General features: G+C 42.5%; 21 protein-coding genes and 1 pseudogene. 19 read left to right on the forward strand and 3 right to left on the reverse strand.

All coding sequences use genetic code 11. The features are described from left to right. Positions 1 to 8: 8 nt before the first annotated feature. The 7 genes from rpsR (at position 9) to AC4PGZ_RS01295 (ending at position 6,694) form a co-directional block, all read left to right on the forward strand. The gene (gene rpsR / locus AC4PGZ_RS01265; RefSeq protein WP_492159283.1) at positions 9 to 242 is read left to right on the forward strand and encodes a 30S ribosomal protein S18; all 234 of its coding nucleotides are present in this window, start codon (positions 9 to 11) and stop codon (positions 240 to 242) included. A 169-nt stretch (positions 243 to 411) separates the two neighbouring features. Next, positions 412 to 3,249 (forward strand): UPF0182 family membrane protein, encoded by a 2,838-nt coding sequence (locus tag AC4PGZ_RS01270; RefSeq protein ID WP_492159284.1) that lies wholly within the window; start codon positions 412 to 414, stop codon positions 3,247 to 3,249. A 172-nt stretch (positions 3,250 to 3,421) separates the two neighbouring features. Beyond that, on the forward strand, positions 3,422 to 4,279 hold the full coding sequence (locus tag AC4PGZ_RS01275) for a DegV family protein (RefSeq protein WP_492159285.1): 858 nt from the start codon (positions 3,422 to 3,424) through the stop codon (positions 4,277 to 4,279). Position 4,280: 1 nt separating this feature from the next. Then, on the forward strand, positions 4,281 to 5,129 hold the full coding sequence (locus AC4PGZ_RS01280) for a DegV family protein (RefSeq protein WP_492159286.1): 849 nt from the start codon (positions 4,281 to 4,283) through the stop codon (positions 5,127 to 5,129). Positions 5,130 to 5,155: 26 nt separating this feature from the next. Beyond that, positions 5,156 to 5,587, forward strand: coding sequence for a DUF6762 family protein (locus AC4PGZ_RS01285; RefSeq protein WP_492159287.1), 432 nt, complete (start codon positions 5,156 to 5,158; stop codon positions 5,585 to 5,587). A 60-nt stretch (positions 5,588 to 5,647) separates the two neighbouring features. Further along, a complete protein-coding gene (locus AC4PGZ_RS01290) occupies positions 5,648 to 6,130 on the forward strand; it encodes a QueT transporter family protein (RefSeq protein WP_492159288.1) in 483 nt (160 codons plus the stop codon). Positions 6,131 to 6,208: 78 nt separating this feature from the next. Then, positions 6,209 to 6,694, forward strand: coding sequence for a PTS sugar transporter subunit IIA (locus AC4PGZ_RS01295; RefSeq protein ID WP_492159289.1), 486 nt, complete (start codon positions 6,209 to 6,211; stop codon positions 6,692 to 6,694). A 26-nt stretch (positions 6,695 to 6,720) separates the two neighbouring features. Here the strand turns inward: AC4PGZ_RS01295 and trxA are convergent, their stop codons facing one another. Beyond that, positions 6,721 to 7,038 (reverse strand): thioredoxin, encoded by a 318-nt coding sequence (gene trxA, locus AC4PGZ_RS01300; protein ID WP_492159290.1) that lies wholly within the window; start codon positions 7,036 to 7,038, stop codon positions 6,721 to 6,723. Between the two features lie 141 nt (positions 7,039 to 7,179). Beyond that, on the reverse strand, positions 7,180 to 7,773 hold the full coding sequence (locus tag AC4PGZ_RS01305; protein WP_492159291.1) for a TetR/AcrR family transcriptional regulator: 594 nt from the start codon (positions 7,771 to 7,773) through the stop codon (positions 7,180 to 7,182). 208 nt (positions 7,774 to 7,981) lie between these two features. Between AC4PGZ_RS01305 and AC4PGZ_RS01310 the strand changes: the two genes are divergently transcribed. The 5 genes from AC4PGZ_RS01310 to AC4PGZ_RS01330 are packed head-to-tail and all read left to right on the forward strand — an operon-like array spanning position 7,982 to position 11,806. Further along, a complete protein-coding gene (locus tag AC4PGZ_RS01310; protein ID WP_492159292.1) occupies positions 7,982 to 9,010 on the forward strand; it encodes a hypothetical protein in 1,029 nt (342 codons plus the stop codon). A gap of 19 nt (positions 9,011 to 9,029) precedes the next feature. After that, a complete protein-coding gene (locus AC4PGZ_RS01315; RefSeq protein WP_492159293.1) occupies positions 9,030 to 10,157 on the forward strand; it encodes a class I SAM-dependent methyltransferase in 1,128 nt (375 codons plus the stop codon). A gap of 14 nt (positions 10,158 to 10,171) precedes the next feature. Beyond that, entirely contained in the window at positions 10,172 to 10,738 is a 567-nt protein-coding gene (locus AC4PGZ_RS01320; RefSeq protein ID WP_492159294.1) for a 5' nucleotidase, NT5C type, read from the forward strand. Then, positions 10,738 to 11,265, forward strand: a complete 528-nt coding sequence (locus tag AC4PGZ_RS01325; protein ID WP_492160237.1) for a chromate transporter — start codon at positions 10,738 to 10,740, stop codon at positions 11,263 to 11,265. Before AC4PGZ_RS01320 ends, AC4PGZ_RS01325 begins: the two co-directional genes overlap by 1 nt. 4 nt (positions 11,266 to 11,269) lie before the next feature. After that, positions 11,270 to 11,806: a chromate transporter gene (locus AC4PGZ_RS01330; RefSeq protein ID WP_492159295.1), complete on the forward strand. Its 537-nt coding sequence runs from the start codon at positions 11,270 to 11,272 to the stop codon at positions 11,804 to 11,806. Between the two features lie 4 nt (positions 11,807 to 11,810). Here the strand turns inward: AC4PGZ_RS01330 and mnmL are convergent, their stop codons facing one another. Next, the gene (gene mnmL / locus AC4PGZ_RS01335; RefSeq protein ID WP_492159296.1) at positions 11,811 to 12,737 is read right to left on the reverse strand and encodes a tRNA modification radical SAM protein MnmL/YtqA; all 927 of its coding nucleotides are present in this window, start codon (positions 12,735 to 12,737) and stop codon (positions 11,811 to 11,813) included. Between the two features lie 194 nt (positions 12,738 to 12,931). Here mnmL and rimP point away from each other — a divergent pair, with 194 nt between their 5' ends. The 7 genes and pseudogenes from rimP (at position 12,932) to rbfA (ending at position 18,536) form a co-directional block, all read left to right on the forward strand. Further along, positions 12,932 to 13,399 (forward strand): ribosome maturation factor RimP, encoded by a 468-nt coding sequence (gene rimP, locus AC4PGZ_RS01340; RefSeq protein WP_492159297.1) that lies wholly within the window; start codon positions 12,932 to 12,934, stop codon positions 13,397 to 13,399. 20 nt (positions 13,400 to 13,419) lie between these two features. Further along, positions 13,420 to 14,580, forward strand: coding sequence for a transcription termination factor NusA (gene nusA / locus AC4PGZ_RS01345; protein ID WP_492159298.1), 1,161 nt, complete (start codon positions 13,420 to 13,422; stop codon positions 14,578 to 14,580). 18 nt (positions 14,581 to 14,598) lie between these two features. Continuing rightward, positions 14,599 to 14,877, forward strand: coding sequence for an RNase P modulator RnpM (gene rnpM / locus AC4PGZ_RS01350; RefSeq protein ID WP_492159299.1), 279 nt, complete (start codon positions 14,599 to 14,601; stop codon positions 14,875 to 14,877). Continuing rightward, on the forward strand, positions 14,874 to 15,212 hold the full coding sequence (locus AC4PGZ_RS01355) for a L7Ae/L30e/S12e/Gadd45 family ribosomal protein (protein WP_492159300.1): 339 nt from the start codon (positions 14,874 to 14,876) through the stop codon (positions 15,210 to 15,212). Before rnpM ends, AC4PGZ_RS01355 begins: the two co-directional genes overlap by 4 nt. Beyond that, positions 15,181 to 15,267 (forward strand): annotated as a pseudogene (locus tag AC4PGZ_RS01360) (translation initiation factor IF-2 N-terminal domain-containing protein); the annotation flags it as partial. The gene AC4PGZ_RS01355 and the pseudogene AC4PGZ_RS01360, both read left to right, overlap by 32 nt. Positions 15,268 to 16,218: 951 nt before the next feature. Then, complete coding sequence (gene infB / locus AC4PGZ_RS01365; protein WP_492160238.1) at positions 16,219 to 18,096, forward strand: translation initiation factor IF-2; 1,878 nt, start codon at positions 16,219 to 16,221, stop codon at positions 18,094 to 18,096. 17 nt (positions 18,097 to 18,113) lie between these two features. After that, positions 18,114 to 18,536 carry a 30S ribosome-binding factor RbfA gene (gene rbfA / locus AC4PGZ_RS01370; protein ID WP_492159301.1) on the forward strand — a complete coding sequence of 141 codons (423 nt, stop codon included), beginning with the start codon at positions 18,114 to 18,116 and terminating at the stop codon, positions 18,534 to 18,536. Positions 18,537 to 18,621 lie beyond the last annotated feature (85 nt).

The raw sequence follows: 18,621 nt of genomic DNA on the forward strand, positions 1-18,621 counted from the left end.
GTTTAGTCATGGCAGCACAAAGAGGCATGAAAAGAAGAAGAAAAAAAGTAGATCCATTTGCAGGCGACAAGATAAACATGATAGATTATAAAGACGTTGCGCTTCTTAAGAAGTATATCTCAGAAAGAGGAAAGATACTTCCAAGAAGAGTTTCAGGAACATCTGCAAAGGCTCAGAGAAAACTAACAGTAGCGATTAAAAGAGCTAGAAACCTGGCACTTTTACCATACTCAGTAGAATAATCATATTCAGGCACAATGACATCATTGTGCCTTTTGATTATCAAAATAAAAATGTTTAATTAATCAGGACCATATTTGTTATGAATAAGATGATTAATTAAGGGTATAAAAATGATGGTAATCTGTAATTACCTGTTTTAAAGACCCAGAAACGAAAGAAGGATAACATATGAAGATTAAATCTTTTTCCTTTGGAAAATTTAATGTAAGGCAGGCAGGGCTCCTGATAGTGGTTGCGGCCATAGGAATGGTTATTGCATTTTTCGGGACCATAATGAACTTCGTTGTGGACCTTGCATGGTTCAGGGAAGTAGGATATACGGATACGTTCCTGAAGATGGTTTTCTCAAAACTCACGGTAGGAATTCCAATATTCATATTCTTCTATATATTCCTGACCCTTTATCTGAAAATCATAAAGAAGAAATATTATGACAAAATGGGAATAATACCAGATCCGGATTCGGACAAACGTTCCGGAAGGATAAAGAGCATAGCGGTGGCAGTCGTATCTGTTCTGTTCGCATTTTCAATCTCGGGTATTTTCTGGATGGATATACTCAAATTCATGAACAGCACGGCTTTTGGAGTAAAGGACCCTCTTTTTGACAGGGATATATCCTTCTATGTATTCAAGCTTCCACTGATAAACAATCTTTTCGCGCTCGCGCTGAATGCTCTGATATCCCTCATGATAATAACGGTAGTGTACTTTGCCGTTCTGATAAGTCAGGACCCTCCGCCAAAAGAGGAGCACAATATACATGATGACAATATCAGAGACATGTATCCGGAGATGAGAAACAGAGAATCCGTGAACAAGCTTGTCGAGCTTGGACTGTCGATAGTCATAACTATAGGCGTGGTATTCTTTATGGTGCTTGCGCTCAGAAACGTACTCTCAACCTATGAACTTCTCTATTCTGCACGAGGTGCAATATTCGGAGCAGGCTATACCGATGTAAAGGTAGCGCTGTGGGTATACAGGATAAAGGCAGTCGTATCTCTTCTGATAGCAGGAGCACTGCTTTTTGGAAGAAAGAAGGGCGATATGAAAAAGCTTGCCCTTGGCGGTGTATCCGTGCTTGTTATCGTAACTCTTATAGGTACGGGAGCGGAGATGGCTGTTCAGAACTTCATAGTGTCTCCAGATGAGCTTTCCAAGGAAAGGCCTTACATTCAGAACACTATAAAATATACCAATCTGGCTTATGGGCTCGATGATGTTGAAATCAGAGATTTCCCTGTGGACCAGAATCTGACTGTGGATGACATAATAAACAACAAAGAGACCATAACAAACATAAGCCTTAACGATTACAGGCCTACAAAAGAAGCCTTCAACCAGCTTCAGGGACTCAGAGGATACTACAGCTTCAATGACGTGGATATAGACAGATATGTCATAGATGGAAAGCTTACTCAGGTATTTCTCTCAATCAGAGAGATAGACAAGGACAAGCTTGAAGCCAACGCGAGGACGTGGATAAACACCAAGCTTAAATATACTCATGGATATGGAGCTACAGTCGCTCCTGTAAATCAGCTGAACCCATCAGGTCAGCCAAACATGATACTCAAGAACGTTCCGGTGAGCACTAATGCTGAGGCGCTTACGCTTACAAAGCCACAGGTGTATTTTGGAGAGCTTACCAATGACTATGTAATAGTTAACACGAACGAAATGGAATTCGATTATCCTAAAGGCGATTCTAACGAGATGACCAAATATGAAGGGGCTGGCGGAATAGAACTAAATCTGTTCAACAGATCACTTTTTGCCACTCGAGAAAGAGACCTTAAGATACTGATCTCAGGTGGTATAAATTCTGACTCTAAAATCCTGATCAACCGAAATATAAAGACAAGGGTACAGAAAGTAGCTCCATTCATAAGATTTGATGAAGATCCATATGCCGTTATAGCGGATGGAAGGATTCATTATATCATAGATGGATATACGGCGACCAATTTCTACCCTTATTCGGAGCCTTTCAGCGACAAGAGCAATACAAACTATATAAGGAACTCTGTAAAGGCAGTGGTGGATTCATATGATGGAACCATAGATTTCTATATATCTGATGAGACTGACCCTATTATAGAGACCTATTCAAAGATATTCCCTGATCTTTTCAAGGAAATGAGCGAAATGCCGGAATTCGTAAGAAGCCACATCAGGTATCCGCAGTTCCTGTTCGATATACAGGCGCAGATGTATGCGACATACCATATGAACAATCCTGATGTTTTCTATAACAGGGAAGACAAGTGGGACATACCGATAGAGACATATCAGGGTGAGACGGTTCCTATGGAGTCGCTGTATTTCACATTCAAGCTCCCTAAAGAGGAGAAGGCAGAATTCGTGCTCAGCATACCTTATACTCCTAAGCAGAAGCAGAACATGACTGCATTCCTCGTCGGCAGGAATGACGGAGAGTTCTACGGAGATCTGGTGCTCTACAGCTTCCCTAAGGACAAGAGCATAATCGGGCCTCAGCAGATGGAAGCAAGGTTCAGCAACAATGATGTCATATCAAAAGATCTTTCGCTATGGGACAGCCGCGGCTCGCAGGTGCTTAGAGGCCATATCCTGACCATACCGATTGAGAGCTCGATCCTCTATGTGGAGCCACTCTACATCAGGGCGGACTCAGAGAGCGCTATACCGGAAGTAAAGAGGATAATAGTAGGGTACAATGACAAGGTGGTAATGGAAGAAACCCTGGACAAGGCACTCGAAAAAATCTTCGGAAAGCCTGAAGATTCTCAGGAAGTCCTTGCGGGAAGCGTCGTAGATGATGAAGGTAATCCTGTTGAAATACCGGGAGATTCCGGCGCAGCTTTACCTGGGGATCAGACTGGAATATCTGCTCCATCAGATACGATAGCATATGCAAACCAGCTTTATGAAGAAGCTCAGGAAGCGCTCAGAAACGGATCCCTCAGCGAATATGAGGCAAAGATAAATGAGCTCGGAGAAGTACTGAAGCAGCTCAAATAGAATAAATAAGTTCAGCGAAAAGCAAGCCCTCAGACTTGCTTTTCGTTTTTTGAAAAACTCTTTTTGTTAAAACTATTTTTAAAAAAGAGGATATATAGTATAATAGCTTAGTGAAAGTACAAAATAATTCAAAGAGGTCTGGAAGTCATGCGAATCGGATCCTGGAGGAAAAATGAATAAAATCGCAGTAATATCAGATACAACATGTGATATTCCAGATCATATTGTGGAGAAGTACGGGATAAGGCTTCTGCCTATGCAGGTAGTATACAGCTACAGAGCCTTCAAGGACAGGATTGATATTGATACGGACTACGTGTATGAAAATCTCGAATCTGAGATACCAAGATCATCGCTTCCGCTTATAGCAGACATAACGGATGTCCTTGAAAAACTGAAAAATGATGGATTTACCCATATAATAGCGATAACCCTCTCTTCTAAGCTGAGTGGGACATTTAACGCAGTCAAGACTGCGCTTGACGGATACAGAGGCATCTTCTGTGTGGAGATAATCGATTCAAAGCTGATTTCGATGGCCATGGGATTCTCGGTAATCGAGGCGGCGAGAACGGTGATTGAAACCGGAGACTTTGACAAAGCCGTGGAGAGAGCCAGATATGTTCTCGAAAGAAGCCGCGGCTATTTTACCGTGGACAACATCAAATATCTGGTAAAAGGCGGAAGAATAAGCAGTTTTGAAGCAAAAGTAGGAAAAATGCTCGACATCAGACCGATAATAGGGGTTGATGAAGAGGGAAAATATTATGCAGCAGGAAAAATCAGAGGAAGAAAAAAATCACTTCAGGAAATGATGGAGCTGGCAATGGCTGATGTCAGAGGAAAGCGTAAAATCAAATTTGCTTCCATGCATGGAAGGTCCATTGAAGATGCGAAAAGGCAGTATGGTATTTTTTCTTCACTTGAAAATATATCTCAGGATGACAGATACATTATTAACGTTGGGCCAATGATGGCAGGGCATTCTGGACCCGGAACAGTGGGTATATGTGTAAGTTGGGAGGATTAGGATGCAGAAGATAGGTATATTGACAGATACGACCAGCGATTTAAGCCTGGAAGTGCAGGATACTGAAAACATAAAGATAATACCGTTGCAGGTTATATTTAACGATGGAAGAACATTCAGAGACAAATATGACATAAGCTACAGAGAGTGCATGGCATCTCTCGATGAGTATGACACAAAGACGTCGCTTCCGGTGATCGCAGAGGCAGTAAGAGCTTTTGACGAATTTGTGGAAGAAGGATATACGCACGTTATCGTGATGACCATATCGCACAATCTCAGTGGAACCTACAACATGGTGAAGAATGTTTCTGAGGAATACAAGGATAAGCTTGTTATAGAAAACATAATAACGAGATCCGTAGCTTACGGGATTGGACATGTGGCGATCGAATCAGCAAGAATGGCAGCAGCAGGCGAAAGCTTTGACAGCATTGTAAGCTATGCAGGCAGAAGCTTTGAAAACCAGCAGATCAATTTTGCCGTAGAGACCCTGAAATATCTTCAGAAAGGTGGAAGAATCGGAAGACTTTCGGGCACTATAGGAGAGGCGCTTGACATAAAGCCTATCATAAACATGACTGAAGAAGGAAAACTTGTACCTGTGGACAAGGTCAGAGGAAGAAAGAAATCCATTCTCAAGATAGAGGAGATAACAAAATCCCTTGCGGAAAAACACAGCATGGACAAGATCTATATAGCTCACGGAGACCGCCTGGAGGATGCACAGAAGCTTAAGGAAAGAATAAGCGACATTACAGAGAAGGAAGTAGACATAGTGGATCTTGGGACTCTGGTATCTGTACATGCCGGTCCTGGAGTACTGGGAACTATATGTATCTGGAAATAATTTCCATTTAGAAGGAGTGAACAGCCATGAATGAATTTGCAGTAGTACTGATGAAAAAAGACAGCGACAACATAATAACTGAAGAAGTTGCGACGATTGACATAGGAAGCGATGCGGAGTATATTAACAGTATATTCATAACGGGAGATGGAGACGGCGAGATGCTGAACCTTCAGCTCAGCACGAAATCAGGCGTAGAAGACTGGGAATACACGGCCATATATGACTATTATGAAGAAGACAAGGTGCTCAGCGGAATTTCTGAGCTTGTAGGAAACGAGGCATCGGTTTCGATATGCGATGAAGAATTCAATCCCGCATGGGAGTACAGGTTCATCATTAAGGATGATGATATCGACGCTCTCGAAAAGGTTCTGAAGGATATAATTCAGATCCATAAAGACGAATTACAGGATGTTTTTCTTTCCATAAAGGATAAAGAAGAAGAATATCTGTAATAAATATATATTAGTGTTTGCTTGGTCCCACTAATAAAAAAACAAGGAAGGTAGAAAAAAATGAACACAGGAAAAACCCGATTTATCGTATATACCGCAATAATTGCAGGTATATACGCATCACTTACAATTTCAATGGCGCCCGTAAGCTATGGCGCTATCCAGATGAGGATTCCGGAAATCCTTACGCTTCTGGCATTTGTAAACCCGCAGTTTGCACCAGGACTTATCCTTGGCTGCTTCATTGCAAATCTTTTCAGCCCGTTCGGGATGATAGATGTCATCGTAGGGACATTCGCGACAGCAGTCGCCGTATACTCGATGAGATATGCCAGAAACATATGGATTGCATCACTCATGCCCACCCTGGCAAATGGAATAATAGTAGGCCTTGAGATTGCTCTCCTGGCTCAGCTCCCGATCATGGAAACTATGTTTTACGTGGCTCTTGGAGAATTCATAGTCGTAACGGTGGCAGGGGTTCCGGTATTCAAAAGCCTGTCAAAAAAAATAATGCAGCATACAGAAGCTCATTTTTCGTAAAAACTGAAACAAGCATAAGGCACATGCTCATCTTCGTGATGAAGTGTGCCTTTACATATTATGGGAGGAGGTGCAGAAGTGAGTCTTCTGAAAATAGACGAGAGACTTGTTTTTCTCAGCGCAGAGTTTGAAAATGCAGAAGAGGCCATAAAAATGATGGCTTCGGAGATGAGATCCGAAGGATATGTCAGAGACAGCTACTGTGATGCCGTGCTGGAAAGAGAAAAAAACTTTCCCACAGGAGTGCCTGAAGAAGGCCTTGGAAGTGCAGTGCCCCATGCGACCTCAGAGCATGTCATAAAGCCCTCCATGGCAATTGCGGTGCTTAAGAGGCCGGTGAGATTCAATCTCATGGGAAGTCCGGATGAGAGCGCGGATGTGGATCTCATATTCATGCTGGCGGCAGGGACTCCTCGGGATCATATGGTGGCTCTGGGAAAGGTTATATCCATACTGATGTCATCTGAAAAGACAGATCGAATAAGAAATTTGGCAGATCCGGCGGAGGCTGCAGATTTTCTTGAAACAGAGATAAATGACAAAAAGGTCGAAAACTGTATTTAAATATACAGCCTTCGACCTTTTTGCTATTACAGACCTTCAAGCATCGAAAGTATTTCCTCTCTGCTCTTTGGATATATTTTCTCTGCGACTTTTTCTCCGTTTTTGAATACTATCACGGTAGGAATAGTCATGACCCTGAATTTTCTTGCTATTTCCTTGCTTCCATCGACGTTAAGCTTGCATACCTTAACTCTGCCTTCCAGCTCTGCAGAAAGCTCTTCAACTATAGGAAGCACCTCCTGGCATGGGCCACACCATGGCGCCCAGAAATCAACAAGTACAGGCAGATCTGATTCATAAACCTCAGTTTCAAAATTATCTCTGTTCAATTCAAATGCAGGCATATATTTCTCCTTTCATGTCGTAAACAACAAAGTAAGTTATAACAGGCTCAGCAAAGGCGTTACTACAAGCCCGAGCACTATTATTATTATCATTATCCTTAAAATAAGATTTTTCCTTCCGGCGTTTTTCATTTATCCTCCTTAGGCCTTTATCCCATCGATCATGAGGCATATCGATTCGAAATACTTCTGATTGTCCCTGCTGGTATCTACGTAGGTATGAAGTATTATCGACTGCGCGAGCCCGAATATCGCTATCGACATGGATTCGGCATCGCATTGCTTTATTTCGTTATTGTATATCCCGCTCTCCACTACCTGGAAGAACATATCCTGGACGCTCAGATAGAAGAACTTAAACTTGTTCTCAAATACAGAGTTGTTTTCCTTTAGGAACATCAGCACCTTCGCAAGCTGAAAAAACCTCTGTGAGTCAGCTTTTGAATCAAAGATGAACACAGACAGCATCTTCTTGATCTTTTCGGTAGAAGACATGCTTTCTTCGAGCATTATGGAGTCGAGATTGGAAACGAGCTCAGAAAAGAATGATATTGAGACCTCATAAAAAATCTCTTCCTTATTCTTGAAATACTGATAAATTGTGCTCCTTCCCATCTTGCAGAGCTTGGCTATATCAAGAAGCGTAGTGTTGTTGTATCCTTTATCTAAAAAAACCTGTGTCGCAGATCTGTATATCTCCTGTTTTTTTTCCTGAACATCAACTATCTTTGGCATTTAGACCTCCTAATTAATAATGGTTTTTATCATACATCGTATATAATTATAATATAATTATTTTGCGATAATGTCAAATGCACAATTCAATATAATTTATTTCAGAATTCTCTGAGTCGTCAGGCTCCCTTAATTATCCCACAAATATTCTGTATAATATGATATAATATTGTACTGTGGACAAATATATACCAGGAAGGAAATCAAGATGTCTAAAAAGATTATAAAAGATATGAATGGAAATAACAATATAAACAGGGCAAAAAAAGACAGAAATGTCGAAAAAAAGCCTGGCAGAGCTAAAATGGCTCTCCCCTACCGAATTGATACTGACAAAATAAGAGATTTTGTAAGAACAAACAAAAGAGTATTTATTTTTTCGGCAGCAGCTATAATAGTTGCGATATCAGCATATTATGCATATTATACGAGGATCCCTTCTCTCGAAGAGATCCACAGAGAAGACATAAAAGGAGTAGTGGAATCTTATGACGGAGATGTACATCCATTTGAGATTCTTTCCTCAAATCGTGAAAACATGGCTGATTTCAGAGGCGAGCCTGACTCAAAGGGCGATGGAAAGACGCCGGAGACTAAATTCGTAGTGTATAAGCTCGACTGGTTTGGAAAGACGAGAGAAACCATAATTTTCTATGACTCACAGAATCATTTCAGCAGGATAAAGCTGAACATAGGAAACGAGAGCGCAAAGGACCTTGTTCAGAAGCTTATCGCTGATTTCGGAGAGCCTTTTGATAGCCAGTCGCCGGAGACCAAGGGAGGCTATGCTATGTGGGTGAAAGATTCTGTTCAGTACAAGCTCGTACATCATGGCTCATATGCAACGATAGAGATGAAGCTTGCGAGATATGAAAACACTAACAAGCTTGCCGTAGGAGATGCTCCTGTAGTTATCCACAGGCTTCTTAAGCAGGATGTAAACAAGGATGAAACGCTCGAAAGCATACTTCTGCTTGGAAACAGAAAGAACAGTCTTTCTCCTGAATATGAAAAGCTCTATCTTGTCGTATGGGATGGAAAGACTCATGTCGCAAAGATGGCAGAAGAAATGGACGGCGGGCTCTATCCTCAGATAGAATATTCAGATACTGACAAGGATGGAAAAGATGAAATAGTCATCTCGAGCGATAACAACGGCATAGTCAGAAACTATAACGCATTCAGATATGACGGCGCAAAGCTTGAACTCATATACAATGGACACGATGAACCGTAAACGGATTTAAGGAGATTTTATGGAAAAAAAGACAATAGCAAAACTCAGGCTGTTCTTTTCAGGGCTGGAAAGCCGACATCAGGAGCAGCAGGATTTTTTCAAGGATATGAACATTGCCTTCAAGTCAGGCACAAAGACTTTTACTGCAAGCTATAAGGACGGCCAGCTGTACATGAACAAAGAAATAGTGGACGCGAATTTTTCTGATGCTCTCGAAGCCGTGCTGTCTGAGGCGGTAAAATATGAGTCTCTCGAAGCCGTGTATTGCGAGCGGGGAACAAATGTCATAATAACTGCGGACGCCAGAAACGTCAACATCCGATATGAAGAGCCAAAACCGGAAGCAGAAGTAAAGGTGGAAAGCAGGAGAGACTATCTGATAAAAGCCTCAAAAGCGCCGGAGCTTCTGAAAGAGATAGGCATAATGACCAAAGACGGAAAAGTAAAGAATGACATGATCAGGAAATATAATCAGATAGATCATTTCATTGAGGTGGTCGAGCCTATCTTAAGAAACATGGACCCGAATGAGCCGCTCACGATAATGGACTGTGCATGCGGGAAGAGCTACCTCACATTCGTGCTGAACTACTATATAAGAGAAGTAATGAAGCGCAGCTGCTACTTCATCGGAATCGACTATTCCGAGGGCGTCATAAAGAGCTCTATAGAAAGAGCGGAAAGGCTCGGCTACAGGAACATGGAATTTATTCAGGAGGATCTGAGGACATATGTTCCCTCAAGGAAGATAGCTATGGTCGTGAGCCTTCATGCATGCGATATCGCTACGGATTATGCTATATCGGCAGCGATAAGAGCAGAATCAGGAAGCATGGTAATAGTTCCATGCTGCCACAAGGAGATGATAGATCAGATAGATGCACCAGAGCTGGCTCCATTATACAAGCATAATATCTTCAGGGCGAGGCTTAATGATCTTCTTACAGATTCGATGAGGAGCCTTTTCATAGAATCCTATGGCTATGAGGTTTCGGCTCTTGAATACATCTCGCCGCTTGATACTCCGAAGAATCTTATGATAAGAGCGGTAAAGATATCTTCTGAAAATATCGAAGCAAAAAAGGAATATCAGGACATGAAGAAATTCTTCAATGTCAGCCCGACTATGGAAAATTACGTTTACTGATCACAGGGGGAATTATGAAAAAGTACAATATTGGAATCGACATAGATGGAACGCTTACGTTTTCAGGTTATTTTCTTCCTTATCTCAATGAGTATTTTGGCAGAGACATAGGATATGAGGAGCTTAACAAATATGATTTCAGGGATATATACAATGTAACCGATGAGGAGATAATGAGCTTCTTCAGAGGCGAAGGGAAAAATCTGATTTTCAATGCAGATCTTCTCGACGGCGCGCGCGACACCGTAAACGAGCTTTCTCAGAAGCACAATGTATGGATAATAACTGCAAGAAAACCGGACATGCACGAAAAGACCAGGAAATGGCTGGATGAAAACGGACTTGAAAAGATCGAGCTGATAACGCTGGGAACTCCGGACAAGCTGCAGAAGGCTACTGAGCTGGGATGTGAGATATTCATAGAAGACCATCCGGATGCATCTATAGACATCGCGGCCGCAGGAATAAAGCTTTATCTTGTAGATGCTCCGTACAACAAGATATCTGAGCACGAGAATATTACCAGGGTCCACGACTGGGAAGAAATAAGAACTATATTCAGGGCAGAAGGAATATTGTGATGGCAGTGAAGCTGTTTCTCGTATTCCTCAAGATAGGAGCGTTCACGCTCGGTGGCGGCTATGCCATGCTTCCGCTTATTGAAAGAGAGCTCGTGGAAAATCAAAAGATGCTGAGCAGAGAGGAATATTATGATGCTGTGGCCATGGCTACGAGCCTTCCGGGTGCGATTGCCATAAACTGCAGCATTTTTGCGGGATACAAGGTAAGAGGCCTGTCTGGAGCGCTTGCTGCAGCCCTTGGGTCGATACTTCCTGCCTTTGCAGCCATAATTGCTGTGGCGGCATTCTTTGACGATGTATCATCTCTTGAGCCTGTCAGGCTCGCGTTCAAAGGAATACGTCCTACGATCGTCGTCATGATAATATATGCGCTTGTGAATATGACGAAAAACACGGATTTTTCAGGAAACAGAAAATATATAGCAGCAGCAGCACTTGGGCTCCTGATGCTGGGAGTTTCGAGCTTTTATATAATAATTGCAGCCGCACTCTCAGGACTCATGCTCAAGAGACTGGAAAGAAGGTGACGACATGATATCCAGACTGTTTTTCAGCTTTCTTAAAATAGGGGCGGTAAGCTTTGGAGGAGGATATGCTGTCATCTCTATGATTCAGCAGGAAATCCTCGAAAAATACGGGGTAATAGACAGCGGACAGTTCATCGACATGGTGGCGCTTTCGGAGATGACGCCGGGCCCGCTTGCCATAAACTCCTCCACTTTTGTAGGATTCAAGGCAGCCGGGATTGCCGGAGCTTTCACGGCGACTTTAGCAGTAGTCCTGGTTCCTGTGATCCTCTCGCTTCTCCTGGCATCCTTTTACCGCGGCGGAAGCGGAGGGATGATTTCAAGGCTGCTGTACGGCATAAGGCCATGTGTAGTGCCAGTAATACTTTTTGCGGTAATCAAGCTTTTCCCGATGTCAATAAATGACATATACGGAGCGCTCATAGCGGCAGTTATGGCTGCGATTTATCATTTCAAAAAAATATCCCCGATACTCATGATAATTATCGGGGGATTTCTCGGATATATTGTTTATGGAATAGGAATACCATATTTTGCATAACACTCTAGCATATGTCCAGATAGTTCTTTGACTGATAAAGGTTGTTTGAACGCATATATTTCTGAATACCGTTAAGCACATAACGCTTGTTGAGAACCCATACGGGAGCCAGCAGGCTTTCTTTTTTTCCATCGCCTGTAACCCGGTGTATGACGATATCAGGAGGCAGATATGTAATCAGGTTGCTCACAAGCTCAATATATTCATCCGCAGTCCGGAGGTAGAATCTGTCTGAAAGGTAGTGCTTTTCGAGATCCGTGTTCTTAAGGACATTCAGCATCTGAAGTTTTACGCCCCAGACGCCCATGTCAGAGACATATCCAAGGCTGTTTCTCATGTCATCAAAACTCTCATCCGGAAGATTGAGGATAAGATGAGCCACGGTCTTTATCTTAAGGCTGCCCAGATTCTTCATCGCTGTATCAAATGTCTTCAGGTCGTAGCCCCTTCTTATGAAGTCAGCGGTTTTTTCATGGATAGTCTGCAGTCCGAGCTCAACCCATAAAAAAGTTCTGGAATTATATTCCGTCAGAAGCTCGAGCACTTCGCTGCTCAGACAGTCTGGCCGTGTGGCGATTGCTATGCCTACTACATTTGGGAAAGCGAGCGCTTCATCATATTTCTTCCTCAGGTTTTCAACCGTGTCATATGTGTTGGTGAAGCTCTGGAAATATGCGATGTATTTGCTGTCAGGCCACTTGGAACTGAGGAGCGATGTCTGATCGAGCATCTGCTGAGTTATGCTGAGATTCCTGTCACCTGAAAACTCTCCCGAGCCTTCCTCTGAGCAGAATATGCAGCCTCCCCGCGCGATGCTTCCATCCCTGTTAGGGCAGCTGAAACCTCCATCTATTGAAAGCTTTATGACTTTAGAGCCGAATTTGCGTCTGAGATAATTATTTAAAGAGAAATATAATTCAGTGTCTGACATAAGACCATCCTTTCTGAAATTAATTTTAAATTATATACCCATTATATCTCAAAACATAAAAAAATACTTAAAAAGCATTGAAAAAATAAGCAAAATCTGTTATCATAATAAATATACAATATAGAAACGGGCCAAAAGAGTGGGAAAAACCCACTCTTTCGTTTTAGAATAAACTTAAAAGGAGGGTAAGCTATATGGCAAACAAGACGGAAGAAGCAGTGGAAGCACTGGTACTGGAAGTCCTTCCTCAGGAATTTGAACTGGTTGATACGGAATATGTAAAAGAAGGATCTGACTGGTATCTGAGAATACTTGTTGACAGAAAGGCAGAAGATGAGAAAATCAGCCTGGAGGACTGTCAGAAGCTTTCAAGGATGATTGGAGAGATGCTTGACATAAAAGATCCGATAAAGGAACAGTACATGTTGGAGATTTCTTCTCCTGGAATAGACAGGGCACTCAAAAAAGAGAGAGATTTCATAAGAGAAAAGGGAAGGGAAGTGGAGATAAAGCTCTACAAACCCATTAACGGACAGAAGGAATTCGAAGGAAATCTTATCGGCCTTACAGAAGATGGAATCGTACAGATAGAATTCAATGGCAGGGTAATAGAAATAAACAGAAAAGATATTGCAATAATAAGACTTAAGGTAACATTTTAATTTAGGAGGTAAATTAACAGATGAACGCTGATTTCATAACAGCACTGAACCAGATTGAGGCAGAAAAGGGCATAAGCAAGGACATACTCATAGAGGCTGTTGAAAACGCACTGGTAAATGCATACAAAAAGAATTTTGGTGCTACCAACAACGTAAGAGTGGTAATAGACAGAGAAAACGGAGATATAAAGGTATACACTTCAAAGACCGTAGTAAACAAGAGAGAGATCGACCTTCTCGACGGAGAGATTTCGCTTGAGGGAGCTCAGGAAATCAACATGTCCTATGAGATAGGCGATATAGTAGAAGAAGAAGTGACTCCAAGAAACTTCGGAAGAGTAGCAGCTCAGACTGCAAGACAGATGGTTGTTCAAAAAATCAAGGAAGCCAGCAGAGACATAGTATTTGATGAATTCTCACTGAAAGAAACTGAAATAATGACAGGCGAAGTAGTGAGAAAGATCAATGGGCCGCAAAGATCAAACGTGCTTGTGAATCTCAGCATAAGAGGAAAGAACGATCTTCTTGTAACGACAGAAGCAATGCTCCCTTCACAGGAACAGATGCCAACCGAAGAATATGAGCTCAATGACAGAATAACAGTATATCTGATGGAGATAAAAAAACAGAACGGTGTCCCTCAGCTTCAGGTTTCAAGAAGCAATCCGGGACTGGTAAAGAGGCTTTTCGAGAGAGAAGTGCCAGAGATAAGCGAAGGCATAGTTCAGATTAAATCAATATCAAGAGAAGCGGGCTCAAGGACAAAGATGGCAGTATGGTCTTCTGATCCTGGGATAGACCCTATAGGAGCATGCGTAGGCTCAAAAGGCCAGAGAGTAGCTAACATAGTAGACGAGCTCAAGGGCGAGAAAATAGACATAATAGTGTACAGCGATGATCCGACAGAATATATATCAAGCGCGCTCAGCCCTGCAAAGGTGGTATCTGTAGAGCCTAATCTTGAAGATAAGACAGCAAGAGTAGTGGTTCCGGATTATCAGCTTTCACTTGCCATAGGAAAAGAAGGCCAGAACGCAAGGCTTGCGGCAAAGCTGACAGGCTGGAAAATTGACATTAAGAGCGAAAGCCAGTCAGTTATTTCCGAAGAAATTGAGCAGGACACTGCCGAGGAGCTTCAGGAAATTACAGAAGGCCTGGCAGAAGAACTGATTACAGAATAAAGGCACAGGAGGGCAGAAATGGCACAACCAGCTAAGACCAAGAAGATTCCTCAGAGAAAATGCATAGTCTGTTCAGACAGAAGCGATAAGAAGAAACTTATAAGAATAGTTAAAAATAAAGAAGGTCAGATATTTGTAGATCCTACGGGAAAAGCCAATGGAAGAGGTGCATATATCTGTCAGAGCATGGAGTGCATGGAAAAGGCAATCAAGACTCATGCTCTCGAAAGAAGCTTCAGGGTGGAAATCCCGACCGAAGTATATGACCGTCTTAAAGAGGAGCTGATAAAAGCTTGAAGCAAAAAATAAAAACAATGCTGGGATTTGCAAAAAAAGCAGGGAAGATAACCTCGGGAGAGGGAATAACCCTGGAAAATCTCAAAAACGGAAGAGTGAAACTTGTAATACTCGCAAGCGACGCTTCTGCCAACACGTCTAAAAGAATCAAAGATAAATCCAGCTACAGAGACATACCGGTAATCGAATGCCTTGACCGCTATGAAATAGGAAAAGCAATGGGCGTAGAGGAACGTGTCGTAGTTGGAATTACTGACAGAGGCTTTGCGGATAGTATCAAAAAAATAGTTGGAGGTGAACAACATGGAAAAGATACGAATACACAAACTAGCTAAAGACCTGGGGCTGCCAACAAAGGAATTGATAGATATGCTAAGCAAGGTCGGATTCAAGATAGACAGCCACATGGCTGCAGTTACAGAGCAGGAAGCGCAGCAGATGATGAAAAAATTGTCTACTGTAAAGATTGACACGCAGGCAAATAAGAAGGATAATGAACATGGTAAAATAGAATCGAAAGCTAAAGATGAGATAAAAAAGGACGATATGGAAAACAAAACAGAAAAAGAAACTCAAAAAGATGAAATAAGCCAGGGAAACAAAGAAGAGAAGACCCAGAAACCTGAACAGAATCAGGAACAAAAGCCGCAGGGCGAGAGAAAGCCGTACCAGGGAAATCAGACTGGCGAGAGAAAACCTTATCAGGGAAATCAGAGCGGCGAAAGAAAGCCGTATCAGGGAAATCAGAGCGGCGAAAGAAAACCTTATCAGGGAAATCAGAGCGGCGAGAGAAAGCCTTATCAGGGAAACCAGACTGGCGAGAGAAAGCCTTATCAGGGAAACCAGACTGGCGAGAGAAAGCCGTATCAGGGAAACCAGACTGGCGAGAGAAAACCTTATCAGGGAAATCAGACTGGCGAGAGAAAGCCGTATCAGGGAAGCCAGACTGGCGAGAGAAAACCGTACCAGGGAACACAGACTGGTGAAAGAAAGCCGTATCAGGGAAATCAGACTGGTGAAAGAAAGCCGTATCAGGGAAATCAGACTGGTGAAAGAAAGCCGTATCAGGGAAATCAGACTGGTGAGAGAAAGCCTTACCAGGGAAATCAGACTGGTGAGAGAAAGCCTTACCAGGGAAGCCAGAGCGGATCAGATGACAAGAAGGATTTCAGAAAAGACGGAAAAAGAGATTTCAAAAAGGACACGAAAGAGGATCTTACAAAAGAAGAGCTTCTGATAGAAATCAAAAAAGAAGAGAAAAGAAAAGAACTTAAGATAGAAGAGCTTAAAAAAGCCAAGGATAAGGGAAAAAAGAAGGACAACAAATTTGCATCCGGTGAAATGAAGTATGCAAAGAGAGACCTTACTAAAAAAACTCAGGGCAAGAAAAAGAAGAGAGGCAGACATGAGCAGCCTCCAGTAGAAGAGCAGGAAGTAGTTCAGATTGAAGGAAGCGCAGAAGACGGCATACTTTCAATCGGAGAGACTATAATGGTCGGAGAATTTGCCAAGGCACTTGGAGTGCAGGCATCAGAAGTAATCATGAAGCTTGTAAAAATAGGTATAATGGCCAGCATAAATCAGGAAATCAAATTTGAGACAGCGGAAAAAGTAGCTCAGGAATATGATATCATACTGATGAAACAGGAAGTAGAAGAAGAGCCTCAGGATCTTGTAGACATAGAGATAGAAGAAGATGCTGAAGAAGATCTTAAGCCAAGAGCTCCAATCGTAGCCGTAATGGGTCACGTTGACCACGGTAAGACAACGCTGCTTGACAGGATAAGACATACAGGAGTCGCAGAAAAAGAAGCCGGTGGAATAACTCAGCATATAGGAGCATCAGAAGTCGTGGTAAACGGACAGAAGATAGTGTTCCTGGACACTCCTGGCCACGAGGCTTTCACAGAGATGAGAGCAAGAGGAGCCAAGGTAACGGACATCGCGATAATAGTAGTAGCGGCAGATGATGGAATAATGCCACAGACAGTAGAAGCGATAAACCACGTAAAGGCTGCGGGAGTACCGCTTATCATAGCGATAAACAAGATAGACAAGCCGACTGCCAACATAGATCAGGTAAGACAGGAGCTGTCAGGCCACGGACTTCTCGTAGAAGCATGGGGTGGAGAGGTGATCGACTGTCCTGTATCTGCAAAATCTGGAGAAGGAATCGAAAATCTCCTTCAGATGGTCCTTCTTGTTTCAGAACTTGAAGAATTCAAGGCAAATCCGGACAGAAATGCCGTAGGCTGGGTAATTGAGTCAAACCTTGACAAGGGAAGAGGAGCAGTTGCGACTGTAGTTGTTCTCAATGGTACCCTCAAGGTTGGAGACGCGGTAGTTGCAGGATCATCACATGGTAAGATCAGAGCGATGATCAACTCAAAAGGAAACCGTACAGGCAAGGTCGGACCTTCGACAGCGGTAGAGATACTTGGGCTTAATGAGGTTCCAAATGCCGGAGATCAGTTCGTGGTAGTTGACAACGAAAAACAGGCAAGGATAATAGCAGAAAAGAGAAGAGACAAGATAAGAGAAGATTACATGAAGGCAACTTCAAAGATCCATCTTGAAGACCTGTTCTCTCAGATGCAGCAGGGATCAGTGAAAGAACTGAATCTTATCGTAAAAGCGGATGTTCAGGGATCTATCGAGGCTCTGAGAAGCTCGCTTGAAAAGATAAGCAACGAAGAAGTTCTTGTAAAGGTAATCCACTCAGGTGTTGGAGCCATAACAGAGTCTGACGTAATGCTCGCATCTGCATCTAACGCCATAATAATAGGATTCAACGTAAGACCTTCAATGGGGGCGACATCTACTGCTGAAAGAGAGCAGGTAGACATGAGAACATACTCGATCATTTATCAGGCTATCGAAGAAATCGAAACTGCTATGAAGGGAATGCTTGATCCAGAGTTCGTAGAAGAAGAACTGGGCAAGGCAGATGTAAGAATGGTATTCAAGGTGCCTGGCGCAGGTATGGCTGCCGGATGTTATGTAACAAAGGGCAAGATAACGAGAGCTTCAAAAGTGAGACTGGTAAGAGACGGAATAGTAATATATGACGGAACCATAAACTCGCTCAGAAGATTCAAGGATGAAGTCAAGGAAGTAGCGACAGGGTATGAATGTGGAATAAGCTTGGAGAAATACAGCGACCTCAAAGAGGGAGATATCATCGAAGCATATTTCATGAAAGAAGTTAAAAGAAAATAAGAAATCCAGGTGATAATATGTCATACGCAAGAACAAGAAGAATAGGCGAAGAAATAAAGAAGATAATCGGAAAGATGCTTTTTGAAGGACAGATCAAGGACACAAAGGTAAGCGGTTCGAGATCCCTTATATCGGTTACAGGAGTAGAGGTTGTAAAAGACCTCAGATATGCTTATGTATATATAAGCGTGCTTGGAAACGATCAGGAAAACGTCATGGAAGGGCTGAAGCGTTCTGCTGGATTTGTAAGAAGAGAAGTAGGAAAGCAGATAGACATAAGGTACATTCCGGAGGTAATCTTCAGGGTTGACGACTCCATCGAAAGAGGAGCGTATATGTCAAAGCTTATAAACGATCTGAACAGGAGTGACGCAAAGGTCAGTGACACTGAAACTGAAACTGATGCCAGCGACACAAATAACATTGATACCGAAGAATAATATCTCAGACCGGCTGCAGCTGCCTATCATCATGGTGGCACGCAGCCGGTTTTTGTTGTAAACATGCATGGGTATCTGATATAAT

It is taken from the genome of Proteocatella sp. QWL-06 (genome assembly GCF_058684135.1).